Raw genomic sequence first — 15235 nt, 5'->3', positions numbered from 1 at the left:
CTAGCTCGACCGCTGTCCGGCCTGCCGCACCCGTCGCAGCAGATCCGCGGTGGCATCGGCGGCATGCTCGAACTCCACCTCGTTCACCCATTCGCGAATGCGTACCACGTCGGCGCTGTGGGGCGTGCTCACGCAGGCGCGCAGCAGGGTGTCGAGGACCTCCTCGGCAGCGAAATCCGACGTTTGCAGCAGGGCGACCAGGCGTTCGAGCAGGGCCTCCAGCTCCTCGACCGTGCCCTCCTCGCCACCGGTCACCTCGACCAGGATCTCGTCGAGAGACGCCAGGCAGCGCTCGGCCTCGGCGTGCAGGCGGCGCACGTCCTCGCCGATGGGCTGGGCCAGGCGGATCCTGTTGGTCAGGCGTTGCGCCGCTTCCTGCAGGTCGATGGCGCCGACATAGGCGGCGGTGGCCTGCAGGCCGTGGGCGCACTCGAACAGCGCGGTGACATCGTCCGCCGCACGCCAGGCGGAGATCCGCCCGGGCAATTCGGCCTGTTGTACGCGGAAATCGCGGATCAGCTGTTCATAGAGTTCGGCGCTGCCGCGCAGCAGGCGCAGCGCCGACTCGGGTTCGAGCACCGCACTGGCACGCGCCCGCGCCAGCACGCCGATCTCCTTGACCTCCACGACCTCTTCCACCGCCTTGCGCTCGGCCCGTTGCAGCTGCTCGAGATTGGCCCAGGCGGCGATGATGCGGAACAGTTCGGCGGGATCGAGCGGCTTGACCAGGTGATCGTTCATGCCGGCATCCAGGCAGCGCTCGCGATCGCCCGGCAGGCCGTTGGCGGTCATGGCGATGACCGGCAACCCGGCCAGCGCCGGTCGGGTACGCAATTCGCGGGTGGCCGACAGGCCGTCCAGGCGTGGCATATGGACGTCCATCAGCACTAGGTCATAGCGCTGCTGTTCCAGCTGGTCCAGCGCGGCCTGGCCGTCTTCGGCCACGTCGATCAGGATGCCGGTGCCCTGCAGGAAGCCGATGACCACCTGGCGGTTGATGGCGTTGTCGTCCACCAGCAGCAGGCGGATGCCCTGCAGATCCACCACGCTCTGGCCCACCGTCGGCGCGGCGACCGGCGCCAGGCCCAGTCCGGACAGCAGGCGCTGCACGGCGGGACCGGTGACCGGTTTGTCGAGAAGCTCCAGACCCGGCAGATCCTCGCCCAGGCTGCGCACCTCTTCCGCCTCGTAGGGCGAGGCCAGCAGGGTCACTGCCAACTCCGGTTGCCGGGCGCGCAGCTGGCGCGCCAGGGCCAGACCGTCTTCGCCGCCCAGGCGCCAGTCGACGATGGCCAATTCGAAGACCGACGTGGCCATGGCCGCCAGGGCCTGCTCGGTGGATTCGGCTTCCACCACCTGCATGCCCAGTTCGCGTAGCCGTTGCCCCAGGGTGCGCCGGGCCAGGCCGTGGTCGTCCACCAGCAGGACCTGGCGCGGGGTCTGGCTGGGCAGCCGCTCGGGCTCGCCCACCACCGGCAGGGTCAGCCGCAGGGTAAAGCAGGAGCCACGCCCGGCTTCGCTGTGGACGTCGAGGGTGCCGCCCATGAGTTCGGTGAGCTGGCGGGAGATCGCCAGGCCCAGGCCAGTCCCGCCATAGCGGCGGCTGATGGAGCCGTCCGCCTGGGTGAAGGGCTGGAAGAGTTGTGCCTGCTGGGCCTCGGTCAGGCCGATGCCGGTGTCTTCCACCGCCAGGCTGAAATGGGCACGACCGGCTTCGCAGACGGCGCCGACCCGGATCAGCACATGGCCCCGCTCGGTGAACTTGACCGCATTGCTCAGCAGATTGACCAGCACCTGCTGCAGGCGCAGCGGATCGCCTTCCAGCGCCAGGGGAATATCCGGACCGCAATCCAGCACCAGTTCGACACCCTTCTCATGGGCCTTGAGGGCGCAGAGATTGAGGGTGCGTTCGAGCACCTTGGCCAGGTTGAAGCCCAGTTGTTCCAGCTGGGTACCGCCGGCTTCGTTGCGCGAATAGTCGAGCACGTCGTTGATCACGCTCAGCAGGGTCTCGCCGGAATCGAGGATCTTGCCGACATGGCCGCGCTGTTCGCCGGACAGCCTGGTGCCCAGGGTCAGGCGGCTGAGGCCGATCACCGCATTGAGCGGGGTGCGGATCTCGTGGCTCATGGTCGCCAGGAACAGCGACTTGGCCGCGGCCGCCTCTTCGGCGCGAATGCGCGCCTGGTCCAGTTCGAGGGTGCGCTCGCCGACGCGCTGCTCCAGGGTCTCGTAGATCTGCGCGTGTTCCAGGGAGATCGCCGCCTGGGTGGCCAGGATGCTCAGCACCTGCAGCCGCCCCGGGGTGAAGGCCTGGGCCAGCAGGTTGTTTTCCAGATAGAGGATGCCGATCAGGCGATTCTGGCGCAGCACCGGCAGGCAGCAGACCGACCGCGGACGGCGCGCGCGCATGTAGGCGTCGCGGACGAACCGACCGGCACGAGCGGCGTCGTCGAGAATCACCGGCTCGCGATGGCGGATCACATGGGACACCAGGGTCAGGGGCACCAGGCCCTCGCCGGCATCCTGCTCGTTCAGCGCCAGCGGCAGTCCCTGCAGCACCTTGGGCTCGGCGGCGCCACTGCAGACCGAGGCCTGCACCAGCCAGCGCCCGCCCTCGGGCAACAGCAGCAAGCCATGCTGAGCGCCGCCCTCCTCCAGGATGATGCGCATCATCCGCGCCAGCAGCTGATCCAGCGCCAGTTCGTTGGAGATGGTCTGCAGCGACTTGAGCACCGACAGCCAGTCCAGGCGCATGATGTCGCTGGTGGACTGGGCCTGGGTGCGCTGCACCGTCAGGGCAGTGGCCTCGGCCACGCGCAACCAGTGGGGAAATTCGTTTTCCAGCGCCTGGGCCTTGGCTGCTGCGCCCCAGTGCAGATAGCTGCGCTGGGCGTCCTGCAGGTAGGTCCGGGCGATGCGCGGACGCTGCTGTTCCAGCCAGAAACGCCCATAGAGTTCCTCGGCCAGCGCCGCACCCTGGCGGAAGCCATGCAGCCGCGCGGATTCCAGGGCCTGCTCATAGAGGTCCATGGCGGCGTCGGCGCGGCCCTCGCGGCGCGCCCGTTCAGCGGCCACCAGGTCGCGCTTGTGGGCGAAGTTTTCCGGGCAGTGCGCCGCCCAACCACTCAACCGATCCTGGGCGGTCTCGATCTTGGCCAGGGTCTCGCCCGCCAGCTCGCCCTCGGCGAGCAGGATCAGCGCCTGATAGAAGGCGTGCTCGGCGATGCTGAACCAGCCGAAGCTGGCCGCCAGCGAGGCCTCCATGGCTTCGGCGTGCTGCCGGGCCTGGGGCAGTCGGCGGAACAGCAGCGCCGCCTGCATCTTGTTGAAGTCGTAGTAGTTCAGGCAGAGGACATGGCCGCTGTCCTGCATCTGCCGCACCAGTGCCGCTTCGTCCTTGCCCTCCTCGTCCCAAGTTTCCTGGCTCGGGGTGAGGCCCTGCAGCAGGCGCAGCGACTGGCGCAGGATGGTGAAGATCTCCAGGGTGTTGGGATCGCCGATCCCCAGCAGGATCCGCTCGATCTCCGCGGTTTCGCCGAGGATGTCGTCCAGCGGCGCGCCGGCGTGCTGCAGGTGCTTGAGGATGTGGAAGGCGCTGTAGGCGGTGAAGATGATCTCGCCGGTGCGCTGACCGGCCGCCAGGGCCTCGCGCAGCAGGGCGACGTTGTCCGCTATGGGGCTCGACCAGGGGCTGTTGGTCACCGCGAACATGGTGTAGACCTTGCACTTGAGCGGCAGATTGCCGGTGCGGTCGACCAGGTCGACGGCCAGCCGCCCGACCTGATAACCCAGCTCGTAGCGACCGTGGAAGGCCGACAGCAGCGAGCCGTAGTTGGCATAGCCGAAGGGCGAGAGATCGCCGTTGCCGTACTGGATCGACAGCTTGACGATGCGCATGACCGCCAGCAGGCTCATTGGCAGGTCGACGTTGATCGCCGGCCCCCAGAGCAGGCCCAGCAGGCGGATCAGCAACTGGGCGCGCGGGTCTTCCATGCGCGGCAGGTCGAGCAGCGCCGCCGGGTTGCGCGTGGCCAGCCAGGCCTCGACCTCGGCGCTGTCGGCGCCAATGGCCTGATTGATGGCGTCCGGTGCCTCCGGCCAGGGCTCGTCCAGTGCCTGGATACCGGCCTTGGCCACGGTCAGGGCTTCGGTAAAGCGCCCGAGGCCGCTGTAGAGATCGATCTGCAGGGCCCGCACCCCGGCTTCCTCGAAGGTGCTGCGCGCGCGCGGCAACAGCAGTTCGCAGATGCGCAGGGCTTCGGTGGCATCGCCACAGAGGTGCGCGACCTCGGCCCATTCCCGATGCAGCTGGAACAGCAGCGCGTGGCAGCTCTCCCAGGCGGCGGCGTCGATCAGCGCGACGGCCGTGCGCAGGAAATCCTGGGCGGCCGGATAGGCATTGGCCTGGCGCGCCTTGCGGGCGGCGTCCAGGTTTAGCTCCAGCAGCTGCAGCCGCTCGGCGGGCGTCTCGATCAGGGCGACGGCAAGGTTGAGGTGACTGACCGCGTCCAGTCGCGTGGCGCTGCCTTCGGCCAGATACAGCTGCCCGGCACGTAGATGGACCCGTTCGCGCTCGGCGGGCGCCAGCAGCGAATGGGCGGCATGGCGCACCTGATCGTGCAGGAAGCTGTAGTGGGTGGGCGTCTGCTCACCCGCCTGGCCACCCTCGGGCTCGGTGAGCAGGCCTTCCTGCACCAGCGACTGGCAGCGCCGGCGGATGCACGCGGGCGATTCCGCCATCAGCGCGGCCAGGCGGTCGCTGGAGAAATGGGTGCCCAGGCAGGCTGCCCATTGCAGCAGCTGCGAGGTGGCGGCCGGCAGGTCCTTGAGCTTGCCCACCATGAAGTCGACGACGTTGTCGTAGACGTCCAGCGCCTGGAGCCGGGCCAGCTCCCAGTGCCACTGGCCGGTCTCGCCGTCGAATTCCAGCAGGCCTTCCTGCTGTAGGCTGCGCAGCAGCTGCTCGATGAAGAAGGGATTGCCAAGGGTCTTGTCCAGGCAGAGGCCGGCCAGGGCCGCCTGGTCTTCCGCCGGTGCCGGCAGCAGCTCGGCGATCAGTCGCTCGATTTCTACCCGCGACAGCGGTCCCAGCGACACATTGCGGATCAGCGCCGCACCCAGCAACCGTTCCAGGGCACTGCCCGCCAGCTGCTCTTCACGATGGGTCGCCACCAGCAGCAGCGGCCCCTGATCGCCGCGAGCCAGCAGGCGCTCGATCAGCCGCAGCGACGGGCTGTCGGCCCACTGCACATCGTCCAGCCACAGCAGCAGCGGCCGGGAGTCCGTGGCAAAGGCCAGCAGCAGCGCGATCACGGCTTCGTCGAAACGTTGCTCGGCCTGCAGCGGCGGCAACTCGGCCACCGGTGCCTGGGGCCCGAGCCAGCTGGCCAGCTCGGGCGAGACCTCGGTCAGCACCCCGGCGTTGCCCCCCAGGCCCTCCACCAGGCGGTCGGCAAAGGCCTCGCCCAGGGTCTGGCCGATCTCCACCAGTTCGCGCACGGCCTGGCGCAGGGCGCCATAGGGCACCTCTTTGCCAAGGGTCTCGAACTTGCCGTGGGCGAGCAGCACCCGATCGCCCTGGCGGCGGACGAAGGCCTGCACCAGCGCCGATTTGCCCACCCCGGACTGGCCGCTGACAAAGACGGCTTCGCTCCGACCCAGGGTCGCCCGGGCCAGTGCCTCTTCCAGCAAGCGCAGCGGCGCGCCGCGCCCCTGCAGGGTACGCACCGGCACCAGTCGCGCGGGCGGATCCTGCTCGCCGAGGGCGAAGGGCATCCGCTCACCGGCCTGATGGGCCGCCTGGCAGCGCTGCAGATCGCGCAGGATGCCGAAGCAGCCCTGGTAGCGCTCTTCGGCGGCCTTGGCCATGAGCTTGTCCACCAGCGCCGCCAGCATCGGCGGTACCGTCGGCACCCGCTCGACCAGCGAGGGTGCGCGCATCGCCAGGTGCGCATGCACCAGCTCCAGCGGATCCTGGGCGCGGAACGGCGGCTCGCCCGCGAGCATCTCGTAGAAGGTCACGCCCAGCGCATAGAAGTCGCTGCGGTAGTCCTGGTGCCGCCCGGTCCGTCCGCTCTGTTCCGGGGCGAGATAGGTCAGCGAGCCCTCCAGGCGGCTGTCGCTGCCCTGGACGGCGCCAAAGGCCGTGGCGATGCCCAGATCGGTGAGTCTCAGGCTGCCGGTGGTGCAGTTGCAGACGATGTTGCGCGGATTGAGGTCGTTGTGGGCGATGCGCAGCCGGTGCAGCCGCGCCAGGGCGCGGACGATGGCCAGCGCCCAGTCGAAGAAGTCGTCCAGCGCCAGCGGCCCGGCAGCGAGCAACTCGGCCAGGTCGCTACCACCGATGTCTTCGAGCACCAGCACCTGGCGACCCTGGTATTCCAGCAGTTCCAGGGCGGCGCTCACCGCCCCGCTGGCACTGGCGCGGCGGGTCAGCTCGAATTCATGGCGCAGCCCGGCCTGGGCCTGGGGCGTGGGATAGTCGGCGGTCAGCTGCTTGAGGATCACCGGCTGGCCATCGACCAGGCGCGTGCCGCGGTAGATCAGGGCATGGCGGCTTTCGCTCACCCGCGTCTTGCAGCTGTAGCCTGGAATCCTCAACACCGCGTTCGCCTCGATCCTCGGCCGACCGGTCTACGCCGCGCCAGCGCCTCAACTATTTCCGTTGCCTTGCTAAAGTCTCAAGGGAACTTTTCGATAAAGTGATATTACCCTAGCCATCATCTGGCATTCGTCCACTGGTGCAACAATTTGCACACTTCGGAGCAATAGGCATGGACGCTGTACCTTCTGTCCGCAAGATCGCCATCTTGGGCGGCGGCGTGTCCGCCGTCACCACCGCCTTTCGTCTTACTAATGAGCCCAACTGGCAAGAGCGTTACCAGATCACCCTGTACCAGCAGGGCTGGCGTCTCGGCGGCAAGGGGGCCAGTGGACGCAATGCCACCGACCACCAGCGCATCGAGGAACACGGCATCCATGTCTGGTTCGGCTTCTACTACAACGCCTTCCATAACCTGAGGCAGTGCTACGAGGAACTGGGCCGGCCCGCCGGCGCGCCGCTGGCGACCCTCGACGAGGCCTTCTTCCCGCATTCCCACACCGCCTTCGCCGACGACTTCCAGGCGCAGTGGACCACCTGGCCCATCGACACCCTGGCGTTGCCCGGCAAGCCCGGCGAGGGCTGGAATCCCAAGCCCTTCATGGCCGCCCTCGGCGATCTGCTGGAGTGGCTGCTGCGGCTGGGCGAGGTGGACGACACCCCGACTGCCGCTGCGTCAGGTGGCCTGTTTGCCCGGCTGCGCGCACAATGCCGCGAGGAGCTGCAAGAGCGGCTCCTGAACGAGGCGGAGCGCCAGCTGCAGCAGGCCCGCACGGCGCTGTCCGACGGCGTCGACCATCCCGTGCTGCTGGCGCTGCTGCGCAAGCTCCGCGGCCTGCTCGGCGACATCCTGCACGACCGCAGTCAGACCCACGTCAAGGCCCACCGGCTGTGGCTGCTGATGGACTTCGGCCTGACCGTGCTGATCGGCATGCTCGCCGACGAGGTCTATGCCAAGGGCTTCGCGGCGCTCAACGAAGAAACCTTCCAGGCCTGGCTGAGCCGTCATGGCGCCAGCGCCGCGACCCTGGACGGCGCGGTGCTCAAGTCCTTGCACGGCGGCATCTTCGCCTATCGCGACGGCGATCTCGCCCAGCCCGACGTCGAGGCCGGCACCGTGCTGCGCGCCGCCCTGCTGGCCCTGACCACGGCCAAGGGCTCCTTTATCTGGCGCATGCAGGCCGGCATGGGCGACGTGGTCTTCGCGCCCTACTACGAGGTGCTCGCGCGCCGCGGGGTGGACTTCCGCTTCTTCCACCAGGTGACCGCCATCGAAGCCGCCGACGACAGCCAGGGTCCGCGGGTGACGCGCCTCCAGATCCAGCGCCAGGTCAGGCTCAAGGGCGCCGCCTACCAGCCGCTGGTGGACGTCAAGGGCCTGCCCTGCTGGCCCTCGGCCCCGCTGTACGAGCAAATCGACGACCAGATCGCCCGGGACCTGCAGAAGGGCCAGATCAACCTGGAATCCAACTGGAGCGGCTGGCAGGGCGTCGAGCGGCTGGAACTGCAGGTCGACCGCGACTTCGACGAGGTGGTGTTGGGGATCTCCGTGGCCGGCCTGGCCGACCTGGCCCCCAGCCTGTGCGCCCTGGACCCGGCGTTCGCGCGCATGACCCGGCAGGTGGCCACCGTCGCCACCCAGGCGGTGCAACTCTGGCAGAATCGCGACGCCTGGCAACTGGGCTGGAGCGGCTCGCCCGAGGGCGGCCAGGCCCCCGAGCTGCTGGGCTTCGCCGCCCAGGCGATGGACTCCTGGGCCGATGTCAGCTACCTGGTGGAGCGGGAGGACTGGTCGAGCGGCACGCCGCCGGCGGACATCAGCTATTTCTGCGGGGTGCTCGCCGCCGCGGCCGCCCCACCCATCGGCAAAAAGGATGACTATCCGCAGCAGGAAGCCGCCAAGGTGAAGCAGGCCTTCCTCGACCTCATGAACGGCAAGCTGGGTGCCTATTGGCCGGAAGCCGTGACCCCGGCGGGCTATCGCTGGGACTTCCTGCTGGCACCCCCCGAGGTCCAGGGCCAGGCGCGCTTCGACTATCAATATTGGCGCGCCAACGTCGATCCCAGCGAGCGCTATGTGCAGAGCGTGGCCGGCAGCAGCCGCCATCGGCTGACCACCGACGGCAGCGTCTGCCGCAACCTCTACCTGACCGGCGACTGGATCGACAACGGCTTCAACATGGGCTGCGTGGAGTCGGCGACCCTATCCGGCCTGCAGACCGCTCGCGCCCTGCTCGGCCACCGTGAGGTCCTGCCCGGCGAGGACGCCTTCCAGTAGCGCCACCGTCTGGGCCGCTGCCCGCTCGGTGCAGCGGTCCACGGCAGGCGGATAGCACGGCTCGCCGCCGTCCAGGTAAGCCAGCAATTCGGGCGCCTGGTTCCAGACGGCGGCCTCGCTGTAGAGCTTGTGTAATTCGAAGCGAATCCAGCCGTCCATGAGGCGCACGCCCAGTTCCTCGATACCCAGCCCGTGCCCCTCGATGACCTCGCGATCCGCCTCGGTGAGGGGATAATGCGGGGGATAGAACTCGGCGAGGCTGACCAGCAGCTTGACCGAGAAGCCGCGCGGATCGGCCAGCAGGGCCCCCAGCTCGGCGAACAGCGTCGCCTCCTCCACCAGCGCCTGGGCGAACATCAGCCGATAGAGGGTGATGTTGAGGAACAGCTGACCTACCGCATTCTCCGCGCGAGCCTCTTCCTGATGCAGGGCGAAGCCGGCGAGGATGGAGGCGTTGTGCGCCCGGTACCAGTGACGCGGGGTGGGATCGGCGATGAAGGTCAGCCAGCAGCGCGTCGGATAGGGCGCCTGGTCACCGGCCAGGCCATGCTGCGCCAGGCAACCGGCCAGCTCGGACAGATAGATGAAGTGCAGATTGACGTTGCGCCACCAGGCGCTGCCGGTCACGGGATCCAGGACACCGGCCTGGATTTCCCAGTCGAGAAAGGCCAGCTCCGAATCGCCATAGCTCAGGCCATCGTTGTCGGCGTCGCCAAAGCTCCTGTAGAAGTCCTCGCGGACCGCCCGCCGCCGGACAGGCACGTTCTCGATCTGGCGACAGAGTTCGCGGGTCGCCGCGACGGCGTCTTCATAGGTGTACATGCCTTCCCTGCCCTGCGTGTTGGAATCCTGGCCGATCATGGCGCAATGGCATCACCGACCTCCACGCGCAATAGGCTGAACGCACTAGAAGGGAGCTCCAGTGGCTGTCCCTCATGCCGCCAGTCGCCCTTGAGCGGATCGCCGCCCCGGGCGATCACCACCACGGGTCTTACCCGCCGGTGGTCGGACAGCTTGCGCTGGGGCAGCATGGCGTCGCGGTCATCCAGGCGTACCCGCCGGGGCAGATCGGCAACCCGCAATCGCCGTACCGCCAGCGGTGGACCGGGCTGATCCAGCGCCAGGGCCAGCACGAAGACGCTGTCCTCGGGCCGTACCCGCTGCGCCACCGCGGGCGCCAGGCGGACCTCCACCTCGAGCCCCGGCGTGGCCAGCGCCTGACCGGCCGCCCGCGCCGCCGTCTCCGCCCGGGCGATTCCCTGGGCAAGGGTGGCGCGCAGGGGATCGCCCGCTGGCAGCACGGCGACCAGCCGCTGCCAGTAGCCTGCCGCCTCGGCGTAGCCCCCCCGTTCGTAGGCAGCCATGCCCAGCAGCCCCAGGGTGGTGGGCTCCCCGGGATTGGCGGCCAGGGCTTCGTCGGCCAGCGCCCGGGTCTCGGCATCCAGCTGGCGCCCGGCGGCGAAGAAGCGGGCCTGGGCCAGTTGCCCAAGGACCTCCGCGCGCCGGCCATCACGAGGAATGACCTGTTCGAAGGCGGCCACGGCATCCCGGTAGCGACCCAGGCCGGCATAGGCGCGTGCCAACAGGTACCAGTTGTCGGCCGCCTGGGGTTGCAGTCGCGTCGCTGCCTCCAGATCGGCCAGTAGCGCCTGGGGCGAGGCCGGCGGCGCGGCGAGACGCTGACTCAGTTGCCAGGCCGGCCAGCCGCCCAGCAGCAGGTAGAGCCCCAGGGCCAGGGCCGGGCCGCCCAGGGCGACCGCGACCCCCAGGCGACGGCCGCGGCGCTGGGGCGAAGCCTCCTCGGCAGGACTGTCGGCGAGCAGGCTGCGGCCGGCCTCGGCTTCGGCCAGCGCCAGGGCCTGGTCGTCCAGCTCGCCCCGGGCCGCCCGCGCCCGGGCTTCGGCCAGGCGCTCCTGATAGAGGGTGCGATTGAGCACCGCGCGCTGGTCCGCCGTGGCGGGTCCGCCGCGTAGGAGCGGTACCAGCAGGATCAGCAGCGCCAGGATCAGCAGCAGCCCCGCCAATCCCCAGAAGGTCGGCATCATGGCTCCTCCTCCGCCTGCAGCGCGGCCAGGCGCTGGCGTTCGGCCTCGCTCAAGGCCTGCTCCGGCCGGCGCCGCCGCGTCAGGACCAGCAGCAGGCCGGCACCGCCCAGCAGGCCCAGGCCCGGCAGCAGCCACAGCAGCAGGGTGCGCCCCTCGAAAGGCGGTCGATAGCGGATGAATTCACCGTAGCGCTGCTCCAGGTGGGCGATGATCTCGGCATCGCTCTGCCCGGCCGCCATCAGGCGCTGGATCTCGCGGCGCAGATCGCCGGCGATGGGCGCATTGGAATCGGCCAGGTCCTGGTTCTGGCACTTGGGGCAGCGCAGTTCGCGGGTCAGCGCCTGGAAGCGCGCACGCTCAGCGTCGTCGCGAAAGCCATAGGGGTCGATGGCCGCCTGGCTCAGGATCGACCAGAGCAGCAACAGCAGCAGCCAGCCGGCCCTCATGGCGTCGCTACCAGGGCGCGATAGCGCGGCCCGAGGTCTGCGTCCCAGACGCGCTGATCGATCACCCCGACATGGCGATAGCGCACCACGCCCCGGGCATCGACGAGAAAGGTCTCCGGCGCGCCATAGACGCCCAGGTCCAGCCCCAGCCGGCCTTCGTCGTCGCGAATATCGAGCTGGTAGGGATCGTGGAACTCCGCCAGCCAGCGGCGGGCGCTGGCGTTGTCATCCTTGTAGTTGATGCCGTGGATCACCACGCCCTCGGCCTTGAGTCGAGTGAGCAGCGGGTGCTCGTCCCGGCAGGCCACGCACCAGGTGCCCCAGACATTGACCAGCGCCGGGCGGCCGAGCAGGTCCTGCCGGGTGAACAGGCGGTCGTCCTGCACGCCTGGCAGCGAAAACGCCGGAAAGGGTTGGCCGACCAGCGCCGACGGCAGGGCCTGGGGATCGCGATAGAGCCCGCGAAAGAGAAAGCCGGCCAGCACCAGAAAGGCCAGCAGTGGCAGGCAGAGCAACAGGCGACGGCGCATCAGCGGGACTCCGCGGCAGAGGCAGGGGAAGACGACCGGCGGCGGCGATAGCGCGGATCGGCCAGGGCCAGCAGGCCGCCCAGGGCGGTGAGCAGGCCACCAAGCCAGATCAGCCGGACGAAGGGCTTGATCTGCAGGCGCACGGCCCAGGCGCCCTGCCCCAGCGGCTCGCCGAGGGCCACATAGAGATCGCGGGTCAGGCCGGCGTCGATGGCGGCTTCGGTCATCACCGCGCCACTGGCCAGATAGCGGCGTTTTTCCGGGGTCAGCAGGGCGACCACCCGGCCCTCGCGCTCGACCTGCAGCAGGGCGCGCTCGGCGGTGAAGTTGGGCCCTTCGTAGTGCTGGGTACCGGCGAAGCCGAAGCGATAGCCCTGGAGTTCGACGTGCTCGCCCGGCGCCAGGCGCAGATCGCGCTGCACATCTAGCTGGCTGGCCAGCACCACGCCCAGGGCCAGCACCGCCAGCCCCAGGTGGGCCAGGTGCATGCCCCAGTAGCTGCGGGGCTGACTGCGCAGGCCGCGGCGCCAGCCCAGCGCCGCCACCTTGCCCAGCGCGTCGCGCAGCGCGGTCAACAGGATCCAGGCCGCCAACGCGAGCACCGCCAGGATCGCCGCCCTGGGCTGATCCAGCCACCAGCCAAGCAGACCGGCCAAGGCCGCGCAGCCCAGCAGGATGGGTGCCAGCAGGCGCGCCAGCCAGCGACCCGGGCTGCTTTTCCAGCGCACCAGCACCCCGACGCCCAGGGCCAGCATCAGCAGCGCCATCAGCGGCACGAACAGCAGGTCGAAATACGGCGGGCCCACCGACAGCTTGGCGCCGGTCAGGCTGTCGATCACCAGCGGATAGAGGGTGCCGAGCAAGACCGTGGCGGCGGCGGTCACCAGGATCAGGTTGTTGATCAGCAGCAGCGCCTCGCGCGACGCCAGGCCAAAGGACACCGAGCCGCTGAGCGCCGGCGCACGCCAGGCGAACAGCGCCAGCGAGCCGCCGACCACCAGCAGCAGGAAGGCCAGGATGAAGACGCCACGGGTGGGATCGCTGGCGAAGGCATGCACCGAGGTCAGCACCCCCGAACGCACCAGAAAGGTCCCCAGCAGGCTGAGGGAAAAGGCGGCGATGGCCAACAGCACCGTCCAGCCCTTGAACAGGCCGCGTTTCTCGGTCACCGCCAGGGAGTGCAGGAGCGCCGTGCCCACCAGCCAGGGCATGAAGGACGCGTTTTCCACCGGATCCCAGAACCACCAGCCACCCCAGCCCAGTTCGTAGTAGGCCCACCAGGAACCGAGCACGATGCCGCAGCCGAGAAAGGCCCAGGCGAGCAGGGTCCAGGGCCGGGCCCAGCGCGCCCAGGCCGCGTCCAGCCGGCCTTCCAGCAGCGCCGCCAGGGCGAAGGCGAAGGCCACCGAAAAGCCGACGTAGCCCATGTAGAGCATGGGTGGATGCAGGATCAGCCCGGGGTCCTGCAGCAGCGGATTGAGGTCGTTGCCCTCCCGCGGAAATTGCGGCAGCAGGCGGGCAAAAGGATTGGAGGTGGCGACCAGAAAGGTCAGGAATCCCGTGGCCACCAGCCCGAGGATGCCCAGCACACGCGCCAGTAGCGCCTGGGGCAAGGCCCGCGAACAGCACGCCACCGCCAGACTCCAGCCCGCCAGGATCAGCGCCCAGAGCAGCAGGGAGCCCTCGTGGGCGCCCCAGGTGGCGCTGACCTTGTAGTACCAGGGCAGGCGACTGTTGGAGTTGGCCGCCACATAGGCCACCGAGAAGTCGTCCTGCAGAAAGGCCCAGGTCAGGGCGGCAAAGGCCAGCGCCAGGAACAGCCACTGGCCGAAGGCGGCCGGGCGCGCCAGGCGCATCCAGTCGGCCTGCCCGCGCCAGGCGCCCAGCAGCGGCAGGGTGCCCTGCACCAGAGCCATGGCCAGCCCCAGCAGCAGGCAGAGTTGTCCGAGTTCCGGGATCATGGCGCCGGCCTCGCGCCGTCGAGCGGCCGTCCGGCCTGGCGCAGCGCCTGGCTCACTTCGGGGGGCATGTATTTCTCGTCGTGCTTGGCAAGGATCTGGTCGGCCACCAGGCGCCCCTGGTCGTCGAGTCGACCCAGGGCCACCACGCCCTGCCCCTCACGGAACAGATCCGGCAGGATGCCGGCATAGCTCACCCGCACCTCCTGCTGGAAATCGGTGATGACGAAACTCACCGCCAGGGAATCCGCGGCGCGTACCAGGCTGCCCTGCTCCACCATGCCGCCGGCGCGGATGCGGGTATCGCGCGGCGCCTCGCCTCGGGCGATCTGGCTCGGGGTATAGAAGAGGTTGATATTCTGCTGCAGGGCGCTGAGGGCCAGCGCCGCTGCGCCCCCTACGCCCAGCAACAGCAGCAGGATCCACAGCAGCCGACGACGACGAACCGGATTCATGGCCGCCGCTCCCGCCGCCAGCGCTGGCGCAACTCCCGCTGCAGCCGGCGACGCGCCTGCCAGCCGTGCAGCAGCAGGCCGCCGAGGACGATCAGGGTCAGGCCGAAGGCCGGCCAGACATAGAGGCCATGACGCCCCATGCCAAGGGCTTGCGCCCAGTCCACGCCGCTCACGCGCCCTCCTCGCCCAGTTCCAGGCGTACCCAGCGACTGCGCCATTCGCGCCTGAGCACTTCCAGACGCATGCGCTGCAGCAGCACGCCGGCAAAGAACAGGTAGAACGCCAGCACCATCACCAGCAGCGGCAGCCACATGGCCGCCGGCATCGGGGGACGCTCCACCAGGCTGAAGGTGGCCGGCTGGTGCAGGGTGCTCCACCACTCCACCGAATACTTGATGATCGGCAGATTGACCGAGCCCACCAGCGCCAGGATGGCGCAGGCCCGGGCGGCGCTCTCGCGATGGTCGATGGCCTGCCCCAGGGCGATCACGCCCAGATAGAGAAACAGCAGCACCAGCATCGAGGTGAGCCGGGCGTCCCAGATCCACCAGGTGCCCCAGGTGGGAATGCCCCACAGCGACCCGGTGGCCAGGGCGATCACCGTCATCCAGGCGCCGATCGGCGCGGCCGCGCGCAGGGCCACATCGGCCAGCTTGAGGCGCCAGACCAGGCCGATGGCCCCGGCGACCGCCAGCAGCAGATAGCAGGACTGCGCCAGAAAGGCCGCCGGCACATGCACATAGATGATGCGAAAGCTGTCGCCCTGCTGATAGTCCGGCGGCGCCAGGAACAGCCCCCAGCCCAGGCCGACGGCCAGCAGCAGTCCGGCCAGCGCCAGGCAGGGCCCCTGCAGCCGGCCGGCCAGGCGATAGAAGATGGCGGGAGAGCCCAGGCGATGCAGCCAGGTCCAGTTCATGTC

Annotated in this window: 10 protein-coding genes; 1 reads left to right on the top strand and 9 read right to left on the bottom strand. The window is 69.3% G+C overall.

Annotated elements, in window-relative coordinates; translation table 11 throughout:
• Positions 1–6606: a response regulator gene (locus PSEK12I1_RS0113770; RefSeq protein WP_051399116.1), complete on the bottom strand. Its 6606-nt coding sequence runs from the start codon at positions 6604–6606 to the stop codon at positions 1–3.
• A 170-nt stretch (positions 6607–6776) separates the two neighbouring features.
• Between PSEK12I1_RS0113770 and PSEK12I1_RS24870 the strand changes: the two genes are divergently transcribed.
• Entirely contained in the window at positions 6777–8882 is a 2106-nt protein-coding gene (locus tag PSEK12I1_RS24870; RefSeq protein WP_037006986.1) for an NAD(P)-binding protein, read from the top strand.
• On the opposite strand, the gene PSEK12I1_RS0113760 is transcribed toward PSEK12I1_RS24870, so the two are convergent.
• Genes PSEK12I1_RS0113760 through PSEK12I1_RS0113725 form a run of 8 tightly spaced genes read right to left on the bottom strand, consistent with a single transcriptional unit; the run spans position 8808 to position 15232 of the window.
• Positions 8808–9704, bottom strand: coding sequence for a hypothetical protein (locus PSEK12I1_RS0113760; protein ID WP_027601895.1), 897 nt, complete (start codon positions 9702–9704; stop codon positions 8808–8810). The genes PSEK12I1_RS24870 and PSEK12I1_RS0113760 overlap by 75 nt on opposite strands.
• A gap of 35 nt (positions 9705–9739) precedes the next feature.
• A complete protein-coding gene (gene ccmI / locus PSEK12I1_RS0113755; RefSeq protein WP_231501005.1) occupies positions 9740–10927 on the bottom strand; it encodes a c-type cytochrome biogenesis protein CcmI in 1188 nt (395 codons plus the stop codon).
• Entirely contained in the window at positions 10924–11373 is a 450-nt protein-coding gene (locus PSEK12I1_RS0113750) for a cytochrome c-type biogenesis protein (protein WP_027601893.1), read from the bottom strand. Before PSEK12I1_RS0113750 ends, ccmI begins: the two co-directional genes overlap by 4 nt.
• Positions 11370–11903 carry a DsbE family thiol:disulfide interchange protein gene (locus tag PSEK12I1_RS0113745; protein WP_027601892.1) on the bottom strand — a complete coding sequence of 178 codons (534 nt, stop codon included), beginning with the start codon at positions 11901–11903 and terminating at the stop codon, positions 11370–11372. Before PSEK12I1_RS0113745 ends, PSEK12I1_RS0113750 begins: the two co-directional genes overlap by 4 nt.
• Positions 11903–13864 carry a heme lyase CcmF/NrfE family subunit gene (locus tag PSEK12I1_RS0113740; RefSeq protein ID WP_027601891.1) on the bottom strand — a complete coding sequence of 654 codons (1962 nt, stop codon included), beginning with the start codon at positions 13862–13864 and terminating at the stop codon, positions 11903–11905. Before PSEK12I1_RS0113740 ends, PSEK12I1_RS0113745 begins: the two co-directional genes overlap by 1 nt.
• Positions 13861–14316 (bottom strand): cytochrome c maturation protein CcmE, encoded by a 456-nt coding sequence (gene ccmE / locus PSEK12I1_RS0113735; protein WP_027601890.1) that lies wholly within the window; start codon positions 14314–14316, stop codon positions 13861–13863. Before ccmE ends, PSEK12I1_RS0113740 begins: the two co-directional genes overlap by 4 nt.
• Positions 14313–14489 carry a heme exporter protein CcmD gene (gene ccmD / locus PSEK12I1_RS24405; RefSeq protein ID WP_074583134.1) on the bottom strand — a complete coding sequence of 59 codons (177 nt, stop codon included), beginning with the start codon at positions 14487–14489 and terminating at the stop codon, positions 14313–14315. The genes ccmE and ccmD overlap by 4 nt, the downstream gene beginning before the upstream one ends.
• A complete protein-coding gene (locus PSEK12I1_RS0113725) occupies positions 14486–15232 on the bottom strand; it encodes a heme ABC transporter permease (protein WP_027601889.1) in 747 nt (248 codons plus the stop codon). The genes ccmD and PSEK12I1_RS0113725 overlap by 4 nt, the downstream gene beginning before the upstream one ends.
• Positions 15233–15235: the final 3 nt, after the last annotated feature.

This window comes from Pseudomonas sp. MOIL14HWK12:I1 (genome assembly GCF_000510705.1).
GTDB lineage: Bacteria > Pseudomonadota > Gammaproteobacteria > Pseudomonadales > Pseudomonadaceae > Chryseomonas > Chryseomonas oryzihabitans.
Note: the sequence above shows the minus strand (reverse complement) of the source record. Positions and strands in the feature narration are given on the sequence as shown.

Excerpts from the sequence above, each read along its gene's own strand:
- PSEK12I1_RS24870 (WP_037006986.1), top strand. The coding sequence starts at position 6,777 with ATGGACGCTGTACCTTCTGTCCGCAAGATCGCCATCTTGGGCGGCGGC.
- PSEK12I1_RS0113760 (WP_027601895.1), bottom strand. The coding sequence starts at position 9,704 with ATGTACACCTATGAAGACGCCGTCGCGGCGACCCGCGAACTCTGTCGC.
- ccmI (WP_231501005.1), bottom strand. The coding sequence starts at position 10,927 with ATGATGCCGACCTTCTGGGGATTGGCGGGGCTGCTGCTGATCCTGGCG.
- PSEK12I1_RS0113750 (WP_027601893.1), bottom strand. The coding sequence starts at position 11,373 with ATGAGGGCCGGCTGGCTGCTGCTGTTGCTGCTCTGGTCGATCCTGAGC.
- PSEK12I1_RS0113745 (WP_027601892.1), bottom strand. The coding sequence starts at position 11,903 with ATGCGCCGTCGCCTGTTGCTCTGCCTGCCACTGCTGGCCTTTCTGGTG.
- PSEK12I1_RS0113740 (WP_027601891.1), bottom strand. The coding sequence starts at position 13,864 with ATGATCCCGGAACTCGGACAACTCTGCCTGCTGCTGGGGCTGGCCATG.
- ccmE (WP_027601890.1), bottom strand. The coding sequence starts at position 14,316 with ATGAATCCGGTTCGTCGTCGTCGGCTGCTGTGGATCCTGCTGCTGTTG.
- PSEK12I1_RS0113725 (WP_027601889.1), bottom strand. The coding sequence starts at position 15,232 with ATGAACTGGACCTGGCTGCATCGCCTGGGCTCTCCCGCCATCTTCTAT.